The 22,527-nt window shown below is 70.1% G+C and carries 21 protein-coding genes; 17 read left to right on the top strand and 4 right to left on the bottom strand.

Annotated elements, in window-relative coordinates:
• Positions 1-42 precede the first annotated feature (42 nt).
• On the bottom strand, positions 43-1,038 hold the full coding sequence (locus tag AC1C2S_RS00845) for a ketopantoate reductase family protein (RefSeq protein ID WP_495350648.1): 996 nt from the start codon (positions 1,036-1,038) through the stop codon (positions 43-45).
• Positions 1,039-1,159: 121 nt separating this feature from the next.
• Between AC1C2S_RS00845 and truB the strand changes: the two genes are divergently transcribed.
• From truB to AC1C2S_RS00770, 15 genes are all read left to right on the top strand, one after another.
• Entirely contained in the window at positions 1,160-2,095 is a 936-nt protein-coding gene (gene truB / locus AC1C2S_RS00840; protein ID WP_495350647.1) for a tRNA pseudouridine(55) synthase TruB, read from the top strand.
• Entirely contained in the window at positions 2,092-2,460 is a 369-nt protein-coding gene (locus AC1C2S_RS00835) for a hypothetical protein (RefSeq protein ID WP_495350646.1), read from the top strand. Before truB ends, AC1C2S_RS00835 begins: the two co-directional genes overlap by 4 nt.
• Before the next feature lie 26 nt (positions 2,461-2,486).
• On the top strand, positions 2,487-2,930 hold the full coding sequence (locus tag AC1C2S_RS00830; RefSeq protein ID WP_495350645.1) for a hypothetical protein: 444 nt from the start codon (positions 2,487-2,489) through the stop codon (positions 2,928-2,930).
• A complete protein-coding gene (locus tag AC1C2S_RS00825; protein ID WP_495350644.1) occupies positions 2,927-3,859 on the top strand; it encodes a bifunctional riboflavin kinase/FAD synthetase in 933 nt (310 codons plus the stop codon). The genes AC1C2S_RS00830 and AC1C2S_RS00825 overlap by 4 nt, the downstream gene beginning before the upstream one ends.
• A 68-nt stretch (positions 3,860-3,927) precedes the next feature.
• Positions 3,928-5,142: an MFS transporter gene (locus AC1C2S_RS00820; RefSeq protein WP_495350643.1), complete on the top strand. Its 1,215-nt coding sequence runs from the start codon at positions 3,928-3,930 to the stop codon at positions 5,140-5,142.
• A 134-nt stretch (positions 5,143-5,276) separates the two neighbouring features.
• A complete protein-coding gene (locus AC1C2S_RS00815; protein WP_495350642.1) occupies positions 5,277-6,221 on the top strand; it encodes a sugar-binding transcriptional regulator in 945 nt (314 codons plus the stop codon).
• A gap of 46 nt (positions 6,222-6,267) precedes the next feature.
• Complete coding sequence (gene deoC, locus AC1C2S_RS00810; RefSeq protein ID WP_495350641.1) at positions 6,268-7,275, top strand: deoxyribose-phosphate aldolase; 1,008 nt, start codon at positions 6,268-6,270, stop codon at positions 7,273-7,275.
• 10 nt (positions 7,276-7,285) lie between these two features.
• On the top strand, positions 7,286-8,926 hold the full coding sequence (locus AC1C2S_RS00805; protein ID WP_495350640.1) for an aldehyde dehydrogenase family protein: 1,641 nt from the start codon (positions 7,286-7,288) through the stop codon (positions 8,924-8,926).
• Positions 8,923-9,783 carry an aldehyde dehydrogenase family protein gene (locus tag AC1C2S_RS00800; protein WP_495350639.1) on the top strand — a complete coding sequence of 287 codons (861 nt, stop codon included), beginning with the start codon at positions 8,923-8,925 and terminating at the stop codon, positions 9,781-9,783. Before AC1C2S_RS00805 ends, AC1C2S_RS00800 begins: the two co-directional genes overlap by 4 nt.
• 10 nt (positions 9,784-9,793) lie before the next feature.
• Positions 9,794-10,033, top strand: coding sequence for a hypothetical protein (locus tag AC1C2S_RS00795; protein ID WP_495350638.1), 240 nt, complete (start codon positions 9,794-9,796; stop codon positions 10,031-10,033).
• Positions 10,034-10,225: 192 nt separating this feature from the next.
• Complete coding sequence (locus AC1C2S_RS00790; protein WP_495350637.1) at positions 10,226-11,386, top strand: N(5)-(carboxyethyl)ornithine synthase; 1,161 nt, start codon at positions 10,226-10,228, stop codon at positions 11,384-11,386.
• A gap of 108 nt (positions 11,387-11,494) precedes the next feature.
• Positions 11,495-12,415: a glycerophosphodiester phosphodiesterase gene (locus AC1C2S_RS00785; RefSeq protein ID WP_495350636.1), complete on the top strand. Its 921-nt coding sequence runs from the start codon at positions 11,495-11,497 to the stop codon at positions 12,413-12,415.
• 86 nt (positions 12,416-12,501) lie between these two features.
• Positions 12,502-13,914 (top strand): MFS transporter, encoded by a 1,413-nt coding sequence (locus tag AC1C2S_RS00780; RefSeq protein ID WP_495350635.1) that lies wholly within the window; start codon positions 12,502-12,504, stop codon positions 13,912-13,914.
• Complete coding sequence (locus AC1C2S_RS00775) at positions 13,911-14,213, top strand: HAD family hydrolase (RefSeq protein WP_495350634.1); 303 nt, start codon at positions 13,911-13,913, stop codon at positions 14,211-14,213. The genes AC1C2S_RS00780 and AC1C2S_RS00775 overlap by 4 nt, the downstream gene beginning before the upstream one ends.
• Positions 14,189-14,392 (top strand): hypothetical protein, encoded by a 204-nt coding sequence (locus AC1C2S_RS00770; RefSeq protein WP_495350633.1) that lies wholly within the window; start codon positions 14,189-14,191, stop codon positions 14,390-14,392. Before AC1C2S_RS00775 ends, AC1C2S_RS00770 begins: the two co-directional genes overlap by 25 nt.
• 10 nt (positions 14,393-14,402) lie before the next feature.
• Here the strand turns inward: AC1C2S_RS00770 and AC1C2S_RS00765 are convergent, their stop codons facing one another.
• Genes AC1C2S_RS00765 through AC1C2S_RS00755 form a run of 3 tightly spaced genes read right to left on the bottom strand, consistent with a single transcriptional unit; the run spans position 14,403 to position 18,104 of the window.
• Complete coding sequence (locus AC1C2S_RS00765; RefSeq protein ID WP_495350632.1) at positions 14,403-17,210, bottom strand: AfsR/SARP family transcriptional regulator; 2,808 nt, start codon at positions 17,208-17,210, stop codon at positions 14,403-14,405.
• A 58-nt stretch (positions 17,211-17,268) separates the two neighbouring features.
• Positions 17,269-17,817 (bottom strand): O-acetyl-ADP-ribose deacetylase, encoded by a 549-nt coding sequence (locus AC1C2S_RS00760; RefSeq protein ID WP_495350631.1) that lies wholly within the window; start codon positions 17,815-17,817, stop codon positions 17,269-17,271.
• Positions 17,818-17,825: 8 nt separating this feature from the next.
• Positions 17,826-18,104 carry a metal-sensitive transcriptional regulator gene (locus AC1C2S_RS00755; protein ID WP_495350630.1) on the bottom strand — a complete coding sequence of 93 codons (279 nt, stop codon included), beginning with the start codon at positions 18,102-18,104 and terminating at the stop codon, positions 17,826-17,828.
• Between the two features lie 75 nt (positions 18,105-18,179).
• Here AC1C2S_RS00755 and AC1C2S_RS00750 point away from each other — a divergent pair, with 75 nt between their 5' ends.
• On the top strand, positions 18,180-20,441 hold the full coding sequence (locus tag AC1C2S_RS00750; RefSeq protein ID WP_495350629.1) for a heavy metal translocating P-type ATPase: 2,262 nt from the start codon (positions 18,180-18,182) through the stop codon (positions 20,439-20,441).
• Between the two features lie 38 nt (positions 20,442-20,479).
• Positions 20,480-22,417, top strand: coding sequence for a DUF2207 family protein (locus AC1C2S_RS00745; protein WP_495350628.1), 1,938 nt, complete (start codon positions 20,480-20,482; stop codon positions 22,415-22,417).
• Positions 22,418-22,527 lie beyond the last annotated feature (110 nt).

The following is a 22,527-nucleotide window of genomic DNA, read 5'->3' as shown; positions in this document are numbered from 1 at the left end:
GTCGCCGGCCCGCGGCATCCGTCTCGGAGCCGACTCGCCGCGTCAAGCGGGAACGTCGGCGAGCACGCGCTCGGCCGACAACGGTTCGCCGCGTTGCTCGACCTCGTGCACGAGCGCGGTGAGCGCCCGGTTGACCGGAGCGTCGAGGCCGGCGACGGATGCCTCGCGCACGACGGCTCCGTTCAGGAAGTCGACTTCAGTCGGCTGCCCGCGGCGCACGCTCTGCTGGGTGGAACCGAGATTCGGCACCCCGCCCATGCGCACGCGCATGAGCCACGGCAGCACCTGGCCGACCGCGAGCGGCATACGGGCGAAGAGCCGCAACCGCCCGTTGCCGAGCCCCTGCAGGGCGCCGAAGCGTACGCCGCGCGCGATGCCGATGCGCACGCTCTCGCGCATCGAGGCCGTGACGACGCGCCGCAGTCGATGGTCATCGACGACGTCCTGCACGCTGTGCCCGACGATCGCGGGCACGGCGTTCAGCATGTTGACGACGAGTTTCGTCCATTGCGCGCCCCGGAACCCGCCGATCGCGACGACCGGCACCGCTTCGGAGAGCACGGCCGCGATGCGCGTGCACTCGGCGTCGGCCGGGCCGTCACCGCGCCCGAGGTAGCTCGTCGCCGGCGTGGTGATGCGCACGACCCCGGGCTCGGTGTAGTTGGCGGCGATGATCGACAGCAGCCCCATGCAGGAGGAATGGGGGAGCAGGCGCTCGGCAGTCGCGACCCCGTCGAGGCCGTTCTGCACGACGACGACGGGTACTCCGTCGACGAGGTCGGCGTTGGACTCGATGGCGTCCGCCGCGTCGTGTGCTTTCGTGCATACGAGCACGAGTTCGGGCGCGACCGAGAGCCGCTCACCGGCGGCCACCCGTGCGTGCACGTCGCCGTACCCGCCGCTCAGGGTGATGCCGGAGGCGCGAATCGCCTCGAGGCCCGCGCCCCGCGCGGTGACCTCCACGTCGTGCCCTGCGCGCGCGAGGAGGGCGGCGAACGTGCCGCCGAGCGCGCCGGCGCCGATGATGCCGATTCTCACCGTCCCAGCGTAGATGGGTGGCACAGGCCGCGGCACAGGGTCGCGGCACGGGTGCGCGCGGCATGGGCCGGCACGGGTGCGCGGCGCCGCGGGGTGTCGCACGGCTGTTAAGCTGAACGGCGTGAACAGCGGCATCCTCCTCGTCGACAAGCCGCAGGGAATCACGAGCCACGACGTCGTCTCGCGTATGCGTCGCCTCGCCGGCACCCGCAAGATCGGGCACGCGGGCACACTCGACCCGATGGCCACGGGACTGCTCGTGCTCGGAGTGAACGGGGCGACGCGCCTCTTGCACTACCTCGTAGGGCTCGACAAGGAGTACCTGGCCACCATCCGCCTCGGTTGGAACACCACGACCGACGACGCAGAGGGCGACCCCCTTGCCGCGGCCACGCCCGAGGTTCTCGGCACCGTCTCGGAAGAGGCCGTTCACGCAGCCATCGCCCCGCTCACGGGCGACATCGAGCAGGTGCCGAGCGCGGTCAGCGCCGTGAAGGTCGCCGGCAAGCGTGCCTACCAACGGGTGCGCGACGGCGAGACGGTCGAACTCGCGGCGCGCCGGGTCACCGTCTCGGCCTTCGAAGTGCTCGAGTTCCGTTCGGGTGACGCAACCCTCGATGTCGATGTTCGGGTCGAGTGCTCCTCGGGCACGTACGTGCGCGCGCTCGCACGCGACCTCGGCGCGGCGCTCGGCACCGGCGGGCACCTGACGGCGCTGCGTCGCACGCGCATCGGCCGGTTCGGTGTCGACGAGGCCGGCGAGCTCGACGGCTTCGACGTGGCGAAGGCGATGATGAGCCCAGCGGATGCCGCGCGGCGGGCGCTGTCCGTCGTGGCACTGACCGAACAGCAGGCCATCGACCTCGGGCACGGCAAACGCATCGACGTCGCGGACGTCGACGGGCTCGCGGCATCCGACCCCGCTGCTGCACTGCCCCCGGCGCTCGCGGCCATCGATCCAGAAGACCACCTCGTCGCGATCGTCGAGCCTCGCGGCCGGCAGTTGAAGGTCGTCACGGGCTTCCCGCCCGCCGAGTCGCCGGAGGCCGGCGCATGATCGAGTGGTTCACCTGGGTGCAGCTCGCCGTCGCCGTCGCAGCCGGGCTGCTCGGCATCGCGCTGGGTCTGGCCGGGCGGGTGCCGAGCGATTTCACGCTCGGAGCGCTCGCTCTCATCGAGCTCCTGCTCGTCGCCCAGCTCGTGATCGCGATCGCCGCGCCCGCGTTCGGCAACGATCCGACCGGGAGTCTGCTCGAGTTCTACGTCTACCTCGTCGGAGCCCTGCTCCTGCCGCCTGCTGCAGCGTTCTGGGCACTGCTGGAGCGCAATCGCTGGTCGACCGTGATCCTCGGCGTCGCGGCGCTCTCGGTCGCGGTCATGCTCTACCGCATGCTGCAGATCTGGACCGTGCAGCAGGCGTGAACCCCGGTCTGAGAGAATCGAACGACATGAGTGACGTGCGAAGTGCCCGGCCCGAGATACGACAGGGCCGGCGGATGAGTGGCATCGGGCGCGTGCTCGTGGCCGTCTACGGCGTGCTCGCGCTCGCGGCGATCGGGCGTTCGTTCGTGCAGATCGCGTCGAAGTTCGACGAGGCGCCGCTCGCGTACGCGCTCTCGGCGCTCGCCGCGGTCGTCTACGTCGTGGCGACGATCGCTCTGATCATGCCGAGCGTTACGTGGTACCGCATCGCGTGGGCCACGATCGCGTTCGAGTTCACGGGCGTCATCGTCGTCGGAGCGTTGAGCATCGTCTTGCCCGAGCTGTTCCCGCACGACACGGTGTGGTCGTGGTTCGGGCGCGGGTACCTGTTCATCCCGCTCGTGCTTCCCGTGCTCGGCATGTGGTGGCTCGCCCGGCATCGGCCGGCGCGTGGGGCGGATGCCTCGTGAAGACGTTCAAGGGCCTGGTCGGGGTGCCCGCAGGCACCGGCCCGTCGGTCGTCACGATCGGCAAGTTCGACGGCGTGCACCAGGGGCATCGTGCCGTGATCGAGCGGGCCCGGCGCATCGCCGTCGATCGTGACCTCTCGACGATCGTCGTCACCTTCGATCGCAACCCGCTCGCCCTGCTCGCACCCGAGAAGTGCCCCGAGTCGCTCGTCAGCGTGCGCCAGAAGCTCGAGCTGCTCGCCACGACGGGCGTCGACGCGACGCTGCTGCTGCCGTTCGATCGGGCACTCGCGTCGGTGCCGGCGACGGAGTTCGTCGAGCGCGTGCTCGTCGACGCGCTCGACGCGAAGGCGGTACTCGTCGGCAGGGACTTCCGTTACGGCGCTCGCGGCGCCGGCGATGTGCCGCTGCTCCAAGAACTCGGTGCGACCTTCGGCTTCACGGTCGACGTCATCGACGATGTTCGCCCCGAGGGGGAGCGGCGGGTCTCGTCGACGTGGATCCGTGAGCTGCTCGCCGAGGGCGACGTGCGGCGGGCCACCGAACTGCTCGGTCACACGCCGACGGTCTCGGGCATCGTCGTGCACGGCGCCGCTCGCGGCCGCGAGCTCGGCTTTCCGACGGCGAACCTCACGCCCGAGTCCGAGGGGCTGATCCCGGCCGACGGCGTCTATGCCGGATGGCTGACGGACGCCGGCACTCGGTACCCGGCGGCGATCTCGGTCGGCGACAACCCGACCTTCGAGGGCGTGGCGAAGAAACAGGTCGAGGCATACGTGCTCGATCGCGAGCTCGATCTCTACGACCACGTCGTCGACGTGGAGTTCGTCGATCGCATTCGCGGCATGGTGGCGTTCACGAGCATCGAGTCGTTGATCGACACGATTCGCGACGATGTGGAGCGCACTCGCGACATCCTCGGCGCCTGAGGCCTGAGGCCTGAGGCCTGAGGCCTGAGGGCTGAGGGCTGAGGCTCGCGCGCCTAGACTCAGAGGTGATGACTTCGCTCCCGCCCCGACCGCTCTGGGCGGGTCGGGCCCTCGCCCTCATCGGCATCGTGCTCGTCGCCTTCAACCTCCGCACGGCGGTGGCGTCGCTTTCGCCGATCCTGGCGCAACTCGAGGCCGAGGTGTCGCTCTCGCCCGCGATCGTCGGGTTCCTCGGCATGCTGCCGCCGCTCTGCTATGCCGTGTTCGGCATCCTGACCCCGATGGTGGCGAAGCGCTTCGGTCTCGAGCTGACGCTCATCGCCGCACTCGTCGCACTGTCGGTCGGCCTCGCCGGGCGTGGGCTCGCCGGGTCGGCGCTCTGGCTCGTCGCGGCGAGCACGCTGACGTTCGCCGCGATCGGGGTCGGCAACGTGCTGCTGCCGCCCCTCGTGAAGCGCTACTTCCCCGATCGCATCGGCCTCGTCACGACGATCTACGTGACAGCGATGTCGGTCAGCACCTTCACCCCGCCGCTCATCGCCGTGCCGGTGGCGGATGCCGCGGGGTGGCGGGTCTCGCTCGGCGAGTGGGCGCTCATCGCGGCGATCTCGCTCGTGCCGTGGATCGCGATGCTGCTGCATCCGAAGCGTCAGGCGCCTGAGGCGATGCCCGAGGAGGCGGACCCCGGTCAGCTGCGCCATGCCCTGCGCTCGCCGCTCGCGTGGTCGCTCGCCGTCGTGTTCGCCGTGTCGGGGTTCAACGCCTACGCGGCCTTCGCTTGGCTTCCGTCGATCCTGCACGACATCGCAGGCGTCTCACCGGCCGAGGCGGGGGCGCTGCTCTCGCTGTATGCGGCGATGGGCCTGCCCGCCGGTCTGCTCGTGCCGCTGGTCGCGGCCCGGTACGGCAAGGTGCGCCTTCTCACTGGGATCGCCGTCGCAGCGCTCGTCGTCGGATATCTCGGGTTGCTCCTCGTGCCGAGCTGGGCGACGTGGCTCTGGGTGGCGTTGGCCGGCATCGGTCCGCTCCTGTTCCCGCTCGCCCTCGTGCTGATCAACCTCCGCACCAGGACGCACTCGGGAGCGGTCGCACTCTCGGGGTTCGTGCAGTCCGCCGGGTATCTCATCGTGGCCGTCGGGCCGCTCCTCGTCGGTCTCCTGCATCAGTGGACGGGCGGGTGGACGTGGCCCCTGCTGTTCCTCCTCGCCTCGGCCGTGCCCGCGGCGATCGCGGGGGCGGTCGTCGCCCGTCCGCGCTACTTCGAGGACGAACGCGAGCGCTGACGAGGGCGGGACGCGCGCGGCATCCGTCGCCCCTCTGCTCATCTGAGCAGCGTCGCCTGCGAGTGTTGCCGATGCGCATCCGGCTGCCTACGCTGGAACGTGAACGTGGCGGGAACGTGACCGGACGGAGGCGCATGGACGAGATCGACGAACTGCTCTCGATCAGGGCCGCTGAGCTCTACTACGAGGAGAACAAGACCCAAGACGAGATCGGGCAGGCGCTGCGCCTCACGCGGTGGAAGGTCGGGCGACTCCTCGCGCAGGCGAAGCAGCGCGGGTTCATCCGCATCGAGATCCTGCATCCACGGGCGAGGCGGCTGCCGATCGAGCGTCGGCTGCGCGAGGAACGCGGCCTCGCCGACGCGATCGTCGTTTCGACCGCCGGGGTGACCTCAACCGAAGAATTGCAGGCGCGCACCGCGCAGGCGGCGGCCGACTACCTCACCGCGCTTCGGCCGGTGCCCCGCACGCTCGGCGTGAGCTGGGGGCGCACGCTCTTCGAGATCTCGCAGCACTTGCGGAGCGGCTGGGCGACCGGCGTCAACGTCGTGCAGATCAACGGCGGCGTGAGTCTCAATCGTCGGCCAGGCACGGCCGCCGCGACCGCCGTCGGCATCGCGCAGAAGGGCGGCGGCAGCGCCACCCTGCTGCCGAGCCCGGCGATCCTCGAGCGGCTCGAGACGAAAGAGGCCATCGAATCCGACCGCGTCGTCGCCGGCGTCATCGAGCTCGCACGATCGGCCGACGCCTACCTCTTCAGCGCCGGCGCCGCAGACCACTCATCGGTGCACGTCGAGAGCGGGTACCTCTCGGTTCCCGACGTCGACCTGCTCGTGCAGAAGGGCGCCGTCGGCGACGTTGTCGGCCGCTACATCGACTCCGACGGCAACATCGTCGATCCGGCGCTCGATGCCCGCACGGTCGGGCTCACCCTCGACGAACTGCGCCGGGCCCAGCTCGCGATCGCCGTGATCTCGGGGCCCGCCAAGCATGCCGTGGCCGACGCCGTCGTGCGCAGTCGGCTGTGCTCGGTGCTCGTCACCGACGAGGCCACCGCACTCCACCTCCTCGACGGCTGACGCCACTCGGTCGGCCGAACATCAAACGAAAGCCAGGTCATTCCTCATGTCAGGCACCTCCCTCGTCACCGCCCGCGAGCGGGCACTTGCCGTGCTCGGCGGCGAGCCCGACGACGCGACCCTGCGGCGCTACCTGCACGGCATCCCGGGTGTCGACGCCGTCGGACTCGAACAGCGCGCGGCAGGCCTCGGCACTCGCTCGATCAAGACGAGTTCCAAGCAGTGGGCGCTCGACCGCATCATCTCGCTCATCGACCTCACGACCCTCGAGGGCGCCGACACCCCGGGCAAGGTGCGCTCGCTCGTCGCCAAGGCCGTCAACCCCGACCCTGCTGATGCCTCGACCCCGCGTGTCGCGGCGGTCTGCGTGTACGGCGACATGGTTCCGCACGCGATCGACGCCCTCGGCGGCGCGCACGGCGACCCCGACGACGGCCTCATCTCGGTGGCAGCGGTCGCGACCGCGTTCCCGAGCGGTCGTGCTTCGCTCGAGATCAAGCTCGCCGACACGGCCGAAGCGGTCGCGGCGGGCGCCGACGAGATCGACATGGTCATCGACCGCGGTGCGTTCCTCGCCGGGCGCTACGGGCTCGTCTTCGACCAGATCGCCGCGGTCAAAGAGGCGTGCCGTCGTGCCGACGGCTCGAGCGCGAGCCTCAAGGTGATCCTCGAGACCGGGGAACTCGTCACGTACGACAACGTGCGCCGCGCCTCGTGGCTCTCGATCCTCGCGGGCGGCGACTTCATCAAGACCTCCACCGGCAAGGTGGCACCGGCGGCGACACTGCCGGTCACCCTGCTCATGCTCGAGGTCGTGCGCGACTGGCACCTGGCCACCGGCCAGCGCATCGGAGTGAAGCCGGCCGGCGGCATCCGCTCGTCGAAAGACGCCATCAAGTACCTCGTGACGGTCGCCGAGACCGTCGGTGAAGAGTGGCTCGAGCCGCATCTCTTCCGTTTCGGGGCTTCGAGCCTCCTGAACGACGTGCTGCTGCAGCGGCAGAAGATCGCGACCGGGCACTACTCCGGCGCTGACTACGTGACGATCGACTGAGAGAGACACCATGAGCTTCCTCGAATACGCACCGGCACCCGAGTCGCGGGCGATCCTCTCGCTTCGCGACACCTATGGCCTCTTCATCGACGGCGAGTTCGTCGACGGACGCGGCGAGCCGTTCCAGACCATCTCCCCGGCGAGCGAAGAGCGCATCGCGATGATCGCCAATGCCAACGCGGCCGATGTCGACACGGCCGTCGCTGCGGCGCGCCGCGCGTACGACCGCAGCTGGTCGAAGATGAGCGGCCGTGACCGCGGAAAGTACCTCTTCCGCATCGCCCGCCTCGTGCAGGAGCGTGCCCGTGAGCTCGCCGTCGCCGAGTCGCTCGACAACGGCAAGCCCATCAAGGAGTCGCGCGACGTCGACGTACCCCTCGTCGCCGCCTGGTTCTTCTACTACGCGGGTTGGGCAGACAAGCTCGATCACGCGGGGCTCGGCGCGAACCCTCGGTCGCTCGGCGTGGCCGCCCAGGTGATTCCGTGGAACTTCCCGCTGCTCATGCTCGCGTGGAAGATCGCCCCGGCGCTCGCCGCAGGCAACACCGTCGTGCTGAAGCCCGCCGAGACGACGCCGCTGTCGGCGCTCATCTTCGCGGAGATCCTGCAGCAGGCCGAGTTGCCCGCCGGCGTCGTGAACATCATCACGGGCGCCGGTGACACGGGTGCCGCGCTCGTCGCGCATGAGGGTGTCGACAAGGTCGCGTTCACCGGATCGACCGGCGTCGGCCGTGCCATCGCGAAGCAGATTGCCGGCACCGACAAGAAGGTCACGCTCGAGCTCGGCGGTAAGGCCGCGAACATCGTCTTCGACGACGCACCCATCGATCAGGCGATCGAGGGCATCGTCAACGGCATCTTCTTCAACCAGGGGCATGTCTGCTGTGCCGGCTCACGCCTGCTCGTTCAGGAGAACATCCACGACGAGGTCGTCGAGCGACTGAAGTTGCGCCTCTCGACGCTGCGCCTCGGCGACCCGCTCGACAAGAACACCGACATCGGCGCCATCAACTCGAAAGAGCAGCTCGAACGCATCCGCACGCTCTCCGACATCGGAGTCGCCGAGGGTGCCGAGCGCTGGACCGCGCCGTGCGACATCCCCGAGAACGGCTTCTGGTTCGCGCCGACGATCTTCACGAACGTGCAGACCTCGAGTCGCATCGCCCGTGAGGAGATCTTCGGTCCGGTGCTCTCCGTTCTGACGTTCCGCACCCCGGCCGAGGCGATCGCGAAGGCGAACAACACGCCCTACGGCCTCTCCGCTGGCATCTGGAGCGACAAGGGCAGCCGCATCCTCGCGGTCGCCGACCAGCTGCGCGCCGGCGTCATCTGGGCGAACACGTTCAACCGCTTCGACCCCGCGTCGCCCTTCGGCGGCTACAAGGAGTCGGGCTACGGCCGTGAAGGCGGCCGGCACGGGCTCGCGGCGTACCTGGCACCGGCGCCCATCGGCCAGGCAGCCGTCACCGGCGGTCGAGTGAAAGCGAAGCTCCCCGCCGCCGGTCGAGAAGCGGCGAAGCCGCCCGCCGCTGGTCGAGGAGCGGCGAAGCCGCGTATCGAGACCTCGGATGCCGCGAAGGGTGATCTCGATACGGCCGCAAAGCGGCCTGCTCGATCAACCAAGCCCGCGACGAAGGGATCGAAGCGATGAGCCGCCTCGCCGTGCCCAAGACCTACAAGCTCTACATCGGGGGAGCCTTCCCGCGCAGCGAGTCGGGTCGCACCTACGAGGTGCTCCGGGCCGACGGCGGCTTCCTCGCGAACGCCGCGAAGGCCTCCCGCAAAGATGCTCGCGACGCCGTCGTGGCCGCTCGAGCCGCAGTCGGCGGATGGTCGGGCGCCACCGCGTACAACCGCGGGCAGGTGCTCTACCGCATCGCCGAACTCCTCGAAGGCCGGCGGGCGCAGTTCGTCGCCGAGATCGAGGAGGCCGAGGGGGTCACGCGCGCCGTGGCATCCGCTCAAGTCGACGAGGCGATCGACCGCTGGGTCTGGTACGCCGGCTGGGCCGACAAGTTCGCCCAGGTCACGGGCAACGCGAACCCCGTCGCGGGGCCGTACTTCAACATCTCGGTGCCGGAGCCGACGGGCGTCGTTGCGGTCATCGTGCCGCAAGACAGCTCACTGCTCGGCTTCGTCTCGGCCGTCGCGCCGGCACTCGTGGCCGGCAACTCGGTCGTCGCCGTCGCGAGCGAGCGCTTCCCGCTGTCGGCGATCAGCCTCGCGGAGGTGCTCGCGACGAGCGACGTGCCGAAGGGCGTCGTCAACGTGCTCACGGGTTCGCCCGCCGAGATCGCGCCGTGGCTCGCGAGCCACTCCGATGTGAACGCGATCGACCTCGTCGGCGCCGGCGATCTCGACTGGATCTCGCTCGAGATCGACGCGGCCGACACCTTGAAGCGAGTGCTGCGTCCCGAGTCCGGGCCGGATGCCGCGGCGCCCGCGCTCGGCCGCATCAGCGCGTTCACCGAGACCAAGACGGTCTGGCACACGAAGAGCCTCAAGTAGGCGTGACGACATGGCCGGTCGCTCTGGAGCGTCGGACGAACGGGGTCGGCTCGTCACCGACCCGTTCGAGTACCGAGTCACGAAACAGGGAGGCGTGATCGTCTCCCGCGGCGGTACGCCCGTGATGACCGTCGGCGGCCGGGATGCGGCACGTCTCGTCGCTGCGCTGCAACTCGCGGACGATGCACAGGCGCAGCACCTGCTCGCCCGGGCGAGCGGCAACTACCGGCGAGGCAACGAACGGTCATGATGCCCGGCGCGGGCCAGGGCCCGGCCCGGGCGTGCGCATGGGCGGGCAGGCGTCGCCGGTGATGGCATGGCGTAGCCTCAGGAGCAGGTCGCCGCATGCGCGGCCGGTGATTCGACGGCGACCTGTTCATCGCGGATTCCTCTGAGCGAATCCGTCGAGTGCAGCGCACCGGCGGGAGACAGGACGTCCGCCATGACCGCGACCACCCCGCAACTCCTCCGACTCGGAGTGCTGGCGCACTCGAGTAAGCCCGACGAGAAGCGGCTGCCGTTGCATCCGTCGCACCTCGAGCGGATCGATGTCGACCTTCGCGAGAACCTCTTCCTCGAGCACGGGTACGGCGAGCGTTTCGGCTTCACGGATGCCCAGCTGGCCCCGTTGGTCGCCGGATTCGGCTCTCGAGGCGACCTCCTCGCCCGATCCGATGTCGTGCTGCTGCCGAAGCCGCAGGCATCCGACCTCGAAGGTCTGCGCGACGGTCAGGTGCTCTGGGGTTGGCCGCACTGCGTGCAGGACCGTGCCCTGACGCAACTCGCGATCGACAAGGGCCTCACGCTCATCGCGTGGGAGGCCATGAACCACTGGACTGCCGGCGGGGGCTTCGGGCTGCACGTGTTCCACAAGAACAACGAGCTCGCCGGCTACTGCTCGGTGCTGCACGCCCTGCAGCTGTGCGGCTCTACGGGTGACTACGGCCGGCGTCTGAGCGCTGTCGTCATCGGGTTCGGGGCGACCGCCCGAGGCGCCGTCACCGCGCTGAACGCCCACGGCATCCACGATGTGCGGGTGCTCACCAACCGCGACACCGCTGCGGTGAGTTCGCCGATCCCCTCGGTGGACATCATCCAGTTCGAGCACAACCCCGAGGCGCCGTTCGAGAGCACCGTCAACACCGAAGACGGGCCGGTGCCGCTGGCTCCATTCCTCGCCGAGCGGGACATCGTGGTGAACTGCACGCTGCAGGATCCGAACGCACCGCTCACGTACCTGCGCACGGAGGACCTCGGCGTCTTCCGCCCGGGCAGTCTCATCGTCGACGTGTCGGTCGACGAGGGCATGGGCTTCAGCTGGGCACGCCCCACGTCGTTCGAGGACCCGATGTTCATCGTGGGGGAGTCGACAAACTACTACGCCGTGGATCACAGCCCGTCGTACCTGTGGAATTCGGCCACCTGGGAGATCAGCGAAGCGCTCATGCCGTTCCTGCGCACGGTCATGGAGGGCCCGGATGCGTGGGCGGCGTCGGAGACGATCGATCGCGCCACCGAGATCGCCGGTGGCCGCATCTGCAACCCCGCCATCTTGGAGTTCCAGCGTCGATCAGCGGAGTATCCGTACCCCTCGATCGCGTAGGCCGCCCTCGCGACCCACGAACGGGAGGTAACGAAATGGTAACGGGCTTGCTAGAGTGACCTGCACCGATCGCGCAACGGCGCGCGAACGGTGGAAAGGCCCGAACCCGTGCACCACGCCCCCTCCCGACCTGCCCCCCGACTCCGCCTTCGCTTCGCCCGCCCCCGTCTCGCCCGCCTGACGCTCTCGAGCCTCGCGGTGGCTGTGCTCGCCGGCGTCCTCCTGTTCACGCAGGTTCCGCCGACCGTCTACGCCATCGACGTGTTCGGCGCCCTCCGCGAACCGGGCCAACCGGCCTTCACCGTCGGCCATCGCGGCGACCGCGCCGCAGCACCCGAGAACACGATGCCCTCACTCGAACTCGCGATGGACGAGCTCGCGTTCGTCGAGACCGACGTGCAACTCACCCGCGACGGCGTACCCGTGTTGTTCCACGACACCACGCTCGAACGTGTGACCGGCGACCCGCGCTCCGTCGCAGATCTCGACCTCGACGAGATCGCTCGCCTCGACGCCGGATCCTGGTACGGACCCGATTTCGCCGGTACCCGCATCCCGACGCTCGACACCTTCCTCGCTGCACTCGCCGAGCGCAGCGATGCCAGGGCCCTCGTCGAGCTGAAGGCCGACTGGGGAGCCGATGGTGTTCGCACCGTCACGGGCCTCATCGAGCGACACGGCCTGCGGGGCCGCATCGTGCTGCAGAGCTTCAGCCTCGAAACGCTGTTCACCCTGCAGCGCGTCGCACCCACGATCCCGCGCATCATGCTCATCAGAGAACTCCCTGCCGACCCCGTGCCGCTCGCCGAACGACTCGGCGTCATCGGGTTCGGGACGACCGTGGCATCCGTCACCGCAGTGCCCGAGGCGCTCGTCGCCCTGCACGAGGCGGGCGTGGCGGTGCTCTGCTACACACTGAACAGCCATGAGCACTGGCAGGAGGTGAGCGCCCTCGGGGTCGACGGCATCATCACCGACGAACCGAGTGAGCTCGACGACTGGCTCGCGCTCACCGCTCCCGGCACTTGAGTGAGCTCCCGGCACCTGAGTGAAAGTGACTTGAAAGCAGCCTGCACGACGATGGCTCTCGACTATCGAGGGCGATCGGAGCAGGCATGGGCGACACGGGGTATCGACGAGCGGGTAGCGGTGAGGCAACGGCGGTCACGCCGCTGTCGAGGGCACGCATGGTGGTGGTCTGCCTCGCGTTGCTGCTCGAGGGCATGAGCTCGTCGGGCATCAACGTGCAGATCGCGGCGATGCGCGACGACATCGGCATCGGGCCCAGTGAGCTGTCTCTCGTGGCGAGCGCCTTCTTGATCGCCTACGCCGGACTCCTGCCGATCGCGGGTTCCCTCGCCGACACACTCGATCGTCGCCGCGTGTTTCTCATCGGCATTGCACTGTTCGGGCTCGGATGCCTCGTCTGCGCGTTCGCGCCCGAGGTCTGGGTGCTCGTGGTCGGCCGGCTCGTACAGGGTGCGGGCGCGGCGCTGAGCGCGCCGGCGGCTCTCGCGCTCATCACCGAGGGACTACCGGGCGGTGCGGCGCGCAACCGGGCGGTCGCGCTCTACGGCGCGATGGGGGCCGTCGGGTTCTCGCTCGGGCTCGTCGTGCCGGGCGTCGTGGTGACCCTCCTCGGCTGGCGAACGAGTTTCCTCGTCTCGATCCCGGTGGTGCTCGCGGTGCTCGCCGCGACCTGGACGATTCGCGCCAGTCGAACCCGTTCGCCTGGGCGGCCCGACGTACTGGGGGCAGTGCTGCTCACAGCCGCCCTCATGATCGGAGTTCATGTCATCGGGGCGATCGGCTCCCTCCCGGTCGGCGTCGCCGCGGTCGAGCTCGTGGTGCTCGGCCTCGTCGTGACCGCTCTCGTGGCGCGTCGGGGTGTGCGCGGGTTCCCGAGCAGTGTCGTGCGCTCTCCGGGCGTGCGTGCTGCGTGCGTCGCGCTCGCCGGGGTGTTCGCCGGGGTGGTCGCGTCGATGTACGTGTTGAGCCTCGGGCTCGTCGAACTCGGGGCGACTGCGCTCATCGTCGCGCTCGTCATCCTGCCGCAACCGCTCGCCTTCAGCCTGCTGGCCGGCACCGGCGCTCGGCTCGTGACCCGTATCGGCGCTTGGCGAACGCTGGCCATCGGCGTCGCGCTGCTCGTGGCGAGCCTCGTGTGGCTCGGCGCCGTGGGTCTTGCGGCGCCGCCGTGGGTGGGCGTGCTGCCCGCGATGCTCGGCGTGGGGTGTTCGCTCGCCCTGGCGTTCCCGGCCGTGTCGGTCGCGGCGGTCGATGCCGCGCCCGCGGAGGCTCGAGCGACGACGGCCGGACTGTTGACGACCGCGCAGAACATCGGCGGCGCGGTCGGAATCGCCCTCGTCACGACGGCGGGCCTCGTGCCCGGTGCCGGGGAGTCGATCGGCATCGAACCCGCGATGTTCGCCTCAGCGCTCTTCGTCGTCGTCGCCGTGGTCGGGGCGACAAGGATCGGCGTCGTGCAACTCCGAAAGGCGCAGGCGCGCGCGGCGGCCCTGCGATGAGTCTCGTCGTCGCCACGGATCTCGACGGCACGATCGCGTTCGGCAATCGGGCCCCTGATCACCTCATCCGCACGATGCTCGCTCGACTCGTGTTCGGCTATGACGCCCGACTCGTGGTGGCGACGGCACGCTCGCCGCGAGTGCTCGGCACCTGGTTCGGTTCGCTCGCCCAGGAGATCAGCGGAGTATGCTGCAACGGCGCCCTGGTCAACTCGGGTCGGCGCGAGGTGCACCGTGCCGCACTCGCGCCCGAGGTCGTCCGCGAGGCGATACCGTGCTCGCACTGGGCAACGACCTGAACGACCTCGAACTCCTGCGGTCGGCCGATCGGGCGATCGTCGTCGGTCAGGGCCTACCCGGCATCGAGCGGCTCGAGCACGTGGTCCGGGTTCCGGCCGATACGCGGTGGATCGCCGCGGCACTGATGGCGGAGACGCGCAGCCTCGCACCGTGGATGCCGCGGGCGCGATTGGCGTGACATGCGTCGGTCACGGCTCGATGGCGCCGAGTGCCCCGGCCTGCAGGCGCTCGCTGATCGCCCGGGCCTCGTCGAGGAGTCGGGCCGCTTCGGCAGGCGCGCGCGTCTCGCGGAGCGCCGCGAGCGCGCGAAGCGAGGAGGCAAGTTGCGTGAGTGAGCCACTGCGTCGGCTCGTTTCGACGGCTCTCTCGAACATCCGCTCCGCGTCGTCCGGCGCACCATTGGCGAGCAGTGCACGGCCGAGCACTTCGGCCGACCACACCTCCATCTCGGTCTCATCAAGGCTTCGCGCGAGCCTGAGCGCCCGCTGGGCGATCGACACGGCCTCCGGCGGCGAGCCGAGCCCGAGCACCGCGCCGGCGAGCGCCCGAAGCCCGAGGCAGCAGAGGCGTTCGGAGCCGACCTGCTCGGCGATCTGAAGGGCACGGCGGCTCTCGACCTCTGCAGCCTCGTACGCCTGGAGGGCATTGTGAGCGAGCGCGAGGTTGCCGTGGCTCAGACCGACGCGCGTGAGATCGCCTGCATCTTCGTTGATCAACAACGCCTCCTCGAGCAGCTCGACCGCGCGTGCGGGGTCGCCGAGGAGTCGCTCCATCTCAGCGAGGTTGTTCAGTGCGATCGACGTGCCCGTGCGATCGCCGAGTCGTCGACTCAGTTCGAGTGCACGGACGAGGCGCTGGGCGCCGATGCCGTACTCCACACTTTCGACGTCGAGTGAACCGAGCAGTCGCAGGGCCGTGGCCTGAGCCAGCAGGTCATCTCGGCGAGTGGCGCGCTCGAGCAGGTCTTCGAAGAGGACACGCGCTTCGCTGAGCCATCCCTGCCTCGCGAGGTACGGCCGGAGCCGGAGGACGATCGCGATCGCCCTGGCATCCGCCTCGGGGCCGGCCGCAGTGACGACGGCGACGATCGCCCCGCGCTCGTCGTTGAGCCACGCCATCGCGGCCTCGGCATCCTCGAACGGCCCGGCACGCGTCGCGAGATCGACCGAGGCGATGGCGGCTTCGTCGGGTTCGGCAGTATCGCTCGATATCGGCAGCGGGCCCCATCGGGCGGTCAGTGCCGTGGCGGCGTCGGCGCATCCCGCCGCGTAGTAGGCGAGTAGGCGAGCGCGAGCACCGAGCTCGTCTTGCGCCCGAGGCTCCGTTTCGGAGAGCTCCCGTGAATACGCTCTCAACAGATCGTGCTGGGTGTGACGACCGTGATCGTCGACCTCGACGAGATGCACGCGCCGGAGGGAGCGCAGATCGGTGCGTGCCTCGCTCGGGTCGCCGCCGACGAGGGCGACCGCCGCGGCTTCGGGCGCACCCTGTTCGGGCAGGAGCCCGAGCAGTCGGAAGACGCGGCGAATTCTCGAGTCGAGTGCCTCGTACGACCACGAGAGCACGGTGCGCACGCCGGATCGAGCGTCGTCGCCGGTGTCGAGCCGGTCAAGGTGGTCGCGGTGGGCGTCGAGATCGGCGACCAGTCGAGCGACGCCCTCGCCGCGAGCAGCGGCGATGCGGGCGGCGATCTGCAAGGCGAGCGGGAGGCAGGCGCACTGCACCGCGAGTCGTTCCGCGTCGCGCTGTGTGACCGGGTCGTGCACGATGGCGCGGATGAGCTCGACCGAGGCGCGAAGGTCGAGCGCGTCGAGTTCCTCGGTGTGCACTCGCGCGTGCACGCCGAGGCCGACGAGCCCCTCACGACTCGTGACCACGACGACCGGGCCGTCGCCGCCCGGCAGCAGGGGCCGCACCTGGTCGACCGATCTCGCGTTGTCGAGCACGATCACCATGCGCCGGTCGTGCACGAGGCTGCGGAAGAGCGCAGCGAGTTCTTCGGCATCGTCTGGGAGGTTCCAGCGATACCCGAGCGCGCGTACGAATCCGGCCAGCACTTCCCCGGCGGAGCGTGGCTGGGTCTCGCTGAAGCCGCGGAGGTCGACGAACAGACTGCCGTCGCCGAAGTGCCGGCGTGCCCTGCGTGCCCATCCGAGTGCGAGCGCCGTCTTCCCGGCGCCGGCCGTGCCCGAGATGACGGCGATCCTGGGCCCATCGGCGCGGGTCAGGTCATCGAGTCGCTCGAGTTCGGCGTCGCGTCCCACGAGGCTGGCGGCGGCGGGCAGTTGCCGCGGGGCCGGGGTCGGGTCGAGGGCGTCGCCTGATACGAGGCGACGGTGCAGTTCGTCGATCTCCGCGCCCGGGTCGAGGCCGAGTTCTTCGGCGAGCGTGGAGCGGAGTGAGAAGTATGCGTCGACGGCGTCCGCCTGCCGGCCGCTCCGGGCGAGCGCGGTCATCTGCAGGGCGACGAGTTCTTCGTCGAGCGGGTCTGCGGCCACTGCCGCGCCGATCTCGGCGATGAGTCCGGCCGGGTCGTTGTGTTCCAGCTCGGCGTGGAGCACACGGTGCCGCACGGCTCGCTGCGCATCGCGAGCGCGGATCCGCGCAGACTCGAACGGTTCGCCGTCGAACCCGTCGAAGGCGGGTCCACGCACGAGGACGAGGGCGGCGCGGCCGCGGTCGGATGCTGCGAGGCGCTCGAACTCGACCGTGTCGAGCTCGTCGTCGCTTGCGGTGAGCCGGTAGCCATCGGGTTCGCGCACCACCCTGTCGGAGTCGTCGAGCGTCGCGCGCAGGCGGTGCACGAGCAACTGCAGCCGCGCGGCGGTTCCCTCGTCGCCCCAGAGCAGGTCGCTCAGGCGGTCATCGGTCACACGGGCGCCTTCCGCGGCGAGGAGGACCGCCAGCAGCGTGCGCACGCGGCTTCCCCCGGGCGTGACGTCGTGGCCGTCGATGCGCACGACGAGCGGGCCGAGCACCTCGAAGCGCATGGTCATGTGGTTCGCCGTCGACACCGCATCGCCGGAGTCTATCGAACCGACCCCTGTTCGGGGGTCAATCGGGGGTGACGGGCGCGATCCCGAGCTCTGCCGCGGCATCGGCGAAGGCGCGGTGCATGTCAGCGGAGAAGAGCACGAAGCGCATGAGCGCCGGCGACGACGCGGAAGCCGCGGCCCCGAGGGCCACGCGTGCGGCGTCCGCTGCAGGCCAGCCGTAGACACCGGCTGAGACCGCGGGAAGGGCAACGGAGACGGCGCCGAGTTCGGCGGCGAGTGCGAGCGAGTTGCGGTACGAAGCCGCGAGCAGCAGGCGCCGGGCGTCGGCCTCCGCACCGGGGCCGGGCCACACCGGCCCGACGGTGTGGATGACCCAGCGCGCCGAGAGCCTGCCGGCGCCGGTCGCCACGGCCTCACCGGTCGGCAGGCCGTCGGGCAGGATCGTCTCGCGAAGGCGTAGACACTCCTCGAGGATCGCCGGTCCGCCTGCGGCGTGGATCGCCCCGTCGACGCCCCCGCCTCCGAGCAAGGAGGAGTTGGCCGCGTTCACGATCGCATCGACCCGTTGCACGGTGATGTCGCCCGTGATGAGTTCGATGCGCGGCATCCGCTGGCCTACCCCCGATTGTTGGAGAGCTCGAAGATGCGCACGAGTTCGGCCACCGCGGCTTCGCGCTGCTCACCGCCGGCCTCGTACATCTCGGTCACGTGGGTGCGCAGGTGGTTCTCGACGAGGAGCTTGTTGAGCGAGCCCAACGACTTCTGCACGGCGAGCGAGAGCGTGATGATGTCGACGCAGTACTCGTCGTTCTCGATCATCTTCTCGATGCCGCGCAACTGGCCCTCGATGATCTTCGTGCGGTGCAGGGCGCGCTTCTTGATGTCCTCGATCACCTTGACAGGATACCCCGTTTGCAACAGATACCCCCTAGGGGTACGGTTGGGATTCGAATCGACAGGGAGACACGGATGGCGCTGCAGCACGACACCCGCACGATCGACCTCGGCATCGAGGGCATGACATGTGCGAGTTGCGTCGCCCGGGTCGAGAAGCGGCTCGGCCGGCTCGAGGGTGTCGAAGCTGAGGTGAACCTCGCGACCGAGAGGGCGCGCGTGCAGTTTCCGGTGACGACCCCGATCGACGAACTCCTCGAGGCGGTGCGCCAGGCGGGCTACATCGCACACCTTCCCGCCGCACCGCCCGCGACCGAGATGTACGAGGCCGAGCTGCACGAGGCCGGTCGGGCAGGGGAGAACCCCGCGGCATCCGACCCGCTGTTCACGCGTCTCGTGATCTCGGCCGTGCTGACCGTGCCGGTCATCGTGCTCGCCATGGTGCCGGCACTGCAGTTCACGTACTGGCAGTGGTTCTCCCTCGTGCTGACCGCGCCCGTCGTGGTGTGGGGCGGCTGGCCGTTCCATCGCGCTGCCGCCGTGAATCTGCGGCACGGCGCCCTCACGATGGACACGCTCGTCTCGCTCGGCACCCTCACCGCCTTCGCCTGGTCGGTCTGGGCGCTCTTCTTCGGCCACGCCGGCATGCCGGGCATGACCCACGAATGGACGTTCGGGGTGCGAGGCACGCCGGGCGGCGACATCTACCTCGAGGTCGCGGCCGGCGTCATCACGATCCTGCTGCTCGGGCGGGTGCTCGAAGCGCGCTCGAAGCGCCGTGCAGGCCAGTCGTTGCGCACCCTCCTCGAGCTCGCCCCGCGTGAAGTTTCGGTGCTCCGGCAGAGCGGCTCCGCCGAGCACGAAGATCGGATCCCGATCGTCGCACTTCGCCCCGGAGACCGTTTCGTCGTGCGCCCAGGGGAGCGGATCGCTGCCGACGGCGCCGTCGTGCGCGGTGAAGCCGGAGTCGACGAGAGCATGCTGACCGGCGAGCCCGCCCCCGTCGACGTGCAGCCGGGGAGCGCCGTGACGGCAGCGACCATCGTGCACGGCGGCAGCCTCGTCGTCGAGGCGGTACGTGTCGGCGCCGACACGCGGCTCGCGCAGATCGCGCGGCTCGTCGAAGACGCCCAACTCGGCAAGTCCCGCGCGCAGCGGCTCGCCGATCGCATCTCGGGGGTGTTCGTGCCGATCGTCATCGCGATCGGCGTGGGGACGGCGATCGTGTGGGTCGTCACCGGCAGTCCCGTCGAGCAGGCCATCACCGCGGCCGTCGCCGTGCTCGTCATCGCCTGCCCGTGCGCCCTCGGCCTCGCCACCCCCGTCGCGATCCTCGTCGGCACCGGTCGGGGCGCCGAGCGCGGCATCCTCATCACCGGCTCCGAAGCGCTCGACCGCGCAGGCGACGTCGACACGATCCTGCTCGACAAGACCGGCACCCTGACCACCGGGCGCATGAGCCTCACCCGGGTCACCGGCGCAGGCGGCGTCGACTCGACGGCAGCGCTCAGGATCGCGGCTGCACTCGAGCGGCGCTCGGAGCATCCGATCGCGCAAGCCGTCGTCAGCGGGGCGGATGCCTCGGGCTCCGCTCATCGGGCAGTCGCGGTCGCCGGGTTCCGTGCGCACGCCGGACTCGGGGTCACGGGCATCGTCGACGGCTCGGAGGCGGCTGCCGGTCGCCCGGCATTCCTCGTCGAGCTTGGTTTCCGCATGCCGGCCGAACTCGAAGCACGCGCGGCCGACTCCGACGACACGCTCGTGGCCGTGGGCTGGGCGGGTGAGGTGCGGGCACTCCTCGAGGTCGGCGACCGCGTGCGCGACGGCGCCCGCGAGGCGATCGATCGGCTCCGCGCACAAGGCCTGCGTCCGGTGCTCGTCACCGGCGATGCCGAGCGGCCTGCGGCGCGCGTTGCGGAAGTGCTCGGCATCGAGGAGGTGCACGCCGGGGTGAGCCCGGAGGGAAAGCTCGAGATCGTGCGGAGCGCCCAGGCTGCGGGGAGCCGGGTCGCGATGGTCGGCGACGGCGTCAACGACGCCGCCGCGCTCGCCGCCGCCGATCTCGGCATCGCGATGGGCGGGGGCACGGATGCCGCGGCGTCGGCGAGCGACCTGGCGCTCACGCGAGACGAGCCGGGCGCGATCGCCGACGCGATCTCACTCGCGCGGGCGACCCTGCGCACGATCCGGGGCAACCTGTTCTGGGCGTTCGCGTACAACGTCGCCGCGATCCCGCTCGCTGCTGCCGGCTTTCTGAACCCGATGATCGCGGGGGCCGCCATGGCGTTCTCGAGCGTGTTCGTCGTGCTCAACAGCCTGCGGCTCCGGCGGGCGTAAGCGGTCGGCGGCCGCCGTCGCCGCGCTAGCGTAGGGGCATGGTGCGCCCTCGAATTGCCGGAATCCTCGCCGCCGCGACTGTGGCGGCGGCACTCGCCGTCGGGCCGGCTTCGGGTGCGTGGGCGGTGGCCGCGGGCGATGCCGCCGGTCGCACGGGCGCCCAGGCCGCGGCATCCGTCATCGGGGCGGTCTCGACCGGGGTCGACGACTTCACCTTCGATTCGCTCGACGCCGTCTACGAACTGTCACGCGACGAGGGCGGTCACTCGGTGCTCGACACGGTCGAGACGATCGTCGCCCGCTTCCCCGAGATCGACCAGAACCGCGGCATCCGGCGTGCGATTCCGAGCTCCTACCGCGGGCACCCGACCGACATCGAACAGATCACTGTGACGGATGCCACGGGCGTGCCTCGCTCGTTCGAGGCCGAGGAGGACGAGGACGGCGAGTTCCTCCTCATCACGATCCGCGCCGACGACTACGTGCACGGCGAGCAGACGTACGTGATCGGCTACCGGCAGCACAACGTGACCCTGCAGCCCGACGATGCGACCATCGACGAGTTCTACTGGGACGTGAACGGCACGGGATGGGCGCAGCCCTTCGGTCGGGTGAGCGCCGAACTGCACCTGAGTGACGATGTCGGCGCCGCGTTCACGGGCGACGTCGCGTGCTATCAGGGCGCAGACGGGTCGAGCACACCGTGCGACTCGATCGAGGTGGAGGAGTCGCAGCCGCCGGTGCTCACCGCCGAAGCGCTCGATCTCGGGCCCTATGAGAACCTCACCCTTGCCGCGGCCTTCGATGAGGGCACCTTCATGCCGCGCGATGAGTCGTTCGGCTCCTCGCCTGCCGCGATCACGGGGGCGATCGCAGCAGTGTTCGCCGCGCTCGCCGCTGCTGGTGCCATGTTGGTGCGCGGCACGCGTTGGCGCAATCACCCGGGCCGGGGCACGATCATCGCCGAATACGAGCCGCCCGCGGGCGTCTCGGCCATGGTCGCGGCCGATATCGTGGGGCGGCCCGACAAGGGGGTGACGGCGACGATCCTCGATCGTGCCGTCGCGGGCGAGCTGCGCATCGTCGAGTCGGGTGCCAAGAAGTACGCGATCGAGTATCGCGGTGAAGCGAGCGGCGAGCCAGACGACGCCGACGCGGCAGCGGTCGTGGGGGCGCTGTTCGCCACACCTCATGCCGGCGAGCGCCGGGAACTCACTCGCGACACGGCACTCGGCAAGCGACTCCTCGCGCTCCGCCAGCGCGTCGCGAAGCGAGTGGTGACCGACGGTCTGCGCCGGCGACCCGCCCTCGGGCCGCGGCTGCTCTTCGCTGCTGTCGCCGTCGTCGGCGCCGTGCTCGCCGTGGTCTTCGGCGTCATCGCGCTCGACGCTCAGATGGGCGGCTTCTGGCCGGCGGCGTGCTTCATCGTCGCGATCGCGGCGGCCATCGTCACGTTGGTGACGGTCATCGGCGTGCGGCCGCTCACCGAACGTGGGCGCGCCATCAGGGACCATCTCGAGGGTCTGCGCCTCTACATCCGCCTTGCTGAAGCCGACCGGTTGCGCGTGCTGCAGAGTCCGGGCGGTGCGTTGCGAGTGCAACGGCCCGCCGCGTCATCCGCTGCAGGGTCTCCGGCGACGGATGCCACGGGCGCGACGGCCGCGATTGTCGACCTCGACCCGGTCACGGTGCTGAAACTCAATGAGCGCCTGCTGCCGTATGCCGTGCTGTTCGGCCTCGAGCGCGAGTGGAGCCGTGAGCTCGCCGCACTCTACGAGCAGGCGGGTACCGCGCCCGGCTGGTACGGCGGGCGCGACGGCTTCAACGCGGGCCTGCTCGCTGCGGGAGTGGCGTCGTTCTCGACGGCGTCGAGCGCCTCGTGGTCGGGCTCGAGCTCGAGTTCGTCGTCGAGCGGCTCCGGCGGCGGTGGATCCTCCGGCGGTGGCGGGGGAGGCGGCGGAGGAGGCGGCGTCTGACCTCCTTGGCGGGGCGTTGCACCGTCGCGGGCCGCTGTGGCGCTAGAATGAAGCTTGCGCACGGCGAATCCGCTCTTCGTCCGACCGCGTGAGCTGGGTCTTGATGAACC

The organism is Agromyces sp. Y782, from assembly GCF_059445405.1.
Note: the sequence above shows the minus strand (reverse complement) of the source record. Positions and strands in the feature narration are given on the sequence as shown.

Coding starts and splice junctions, on each gene's coding strand:
- AC1C2S_RS00760 (WP_495350631.1), bottom strand. CDS start 17,817: ATGCCGCGCATCGAACTCATCACGGGCGACATCACCGTGCAACGGGTC.
- AC1C2S_RS00820 (WP_495350643.1), top strand. CDS start 3,928: ATGACTTCGCTCCCGCCCCGACCGCTCTGGGCGGGTCGGGCCCTCGCC.
- AC1C2S_RS00745 (WP_495350628.1), top strand. CDS start 20,480: ATGGTGCGCCCTCGAATTGCCGGAATCCTCGCCGCCGCGACTGTGGCG.
- deoC (WP_495350641.1), top strand. CDS start 6,268: ATGTCAGGCACCTCCCTCGTCACCGCCCGCGAGCGGGCACTTGCCGTG.
- AC1C2S_RS00790 (WP_495350637.1), top strand. CDS start 10,226: ATGACCGCGACCACCCCGCAACTCCTCCGACTCGGAGTGCTGGCGCAC.
- AC1C2S_RS00750 (WP_495350629.1), top strand. CDS start 18,180: ATGGCGCTGCAGCACGACACCCGCACGATCGACCTCGGCATCGAGGGC.
- AC1C2S_RS00795 (WP_495350638.1), top strand. CDS start 9,794: ATGGCCGGTCGCTCTGGAGCGTCGGACGAACGGGGTCGGCTCGTCACC.
- AC1C2S_RS00800 (WP_495350639.1), top strand. CDS start 8,923: ATGAGCCGCCTCGCCGTGCCCAAGACCTACAAGCTCTACATCGGGGGA.
- AC1C2S_RS00830 (WP_495350645.1), top strand. CDS start 2,487: ATGAGTGACGTGCGAAGTGCCCGGCCCGAGATACGACAGGGCCGGCGG.
- AC1C2S_RS00780 (WP_495350635.1), top strand. CDS start 12,502: ATGGGCGACACGGGGTATCGACGAGCGGGTAGCGGTGAGGCAACGGCG.
- AC1C2S_RS00805 (WP_495350640.1), top strand. CDS start 7,286: ATGAGCTTCCTCGAATACGCACCGGCACCCGAGTCGCGGGCGATCCTC.
- AC1C2S_RS00835 (WP_495350646.1), top strand. CDS start 2,092: ATGATCGAGTGGTTCACCTGGGTGCAGCTCGCCGTCGCCGTCGCAGCC.
- AC1C2S_RS00815 (WP_495350642.1), top strand. CDS start 5,277: ATGGACGAGATCGACGAACTGCTCTCGATCAGGGCCGCTGAGCTCTAC.
- AC1C2S_RS00775 (WP_495350634.1), top strand. CDS start 13,911: ATGAGTCTCGTCGTCGCCACGGATCTCGACGGCACGATCGCGTTCGGC.
- AC1C2S_RS00765 (WP_495350632.1), bottom strand. CDS start 17,210: ATGACCATGCGCTTCGAGGTGCTCGGCCCGCTCGTCGTGCGCATCGAC.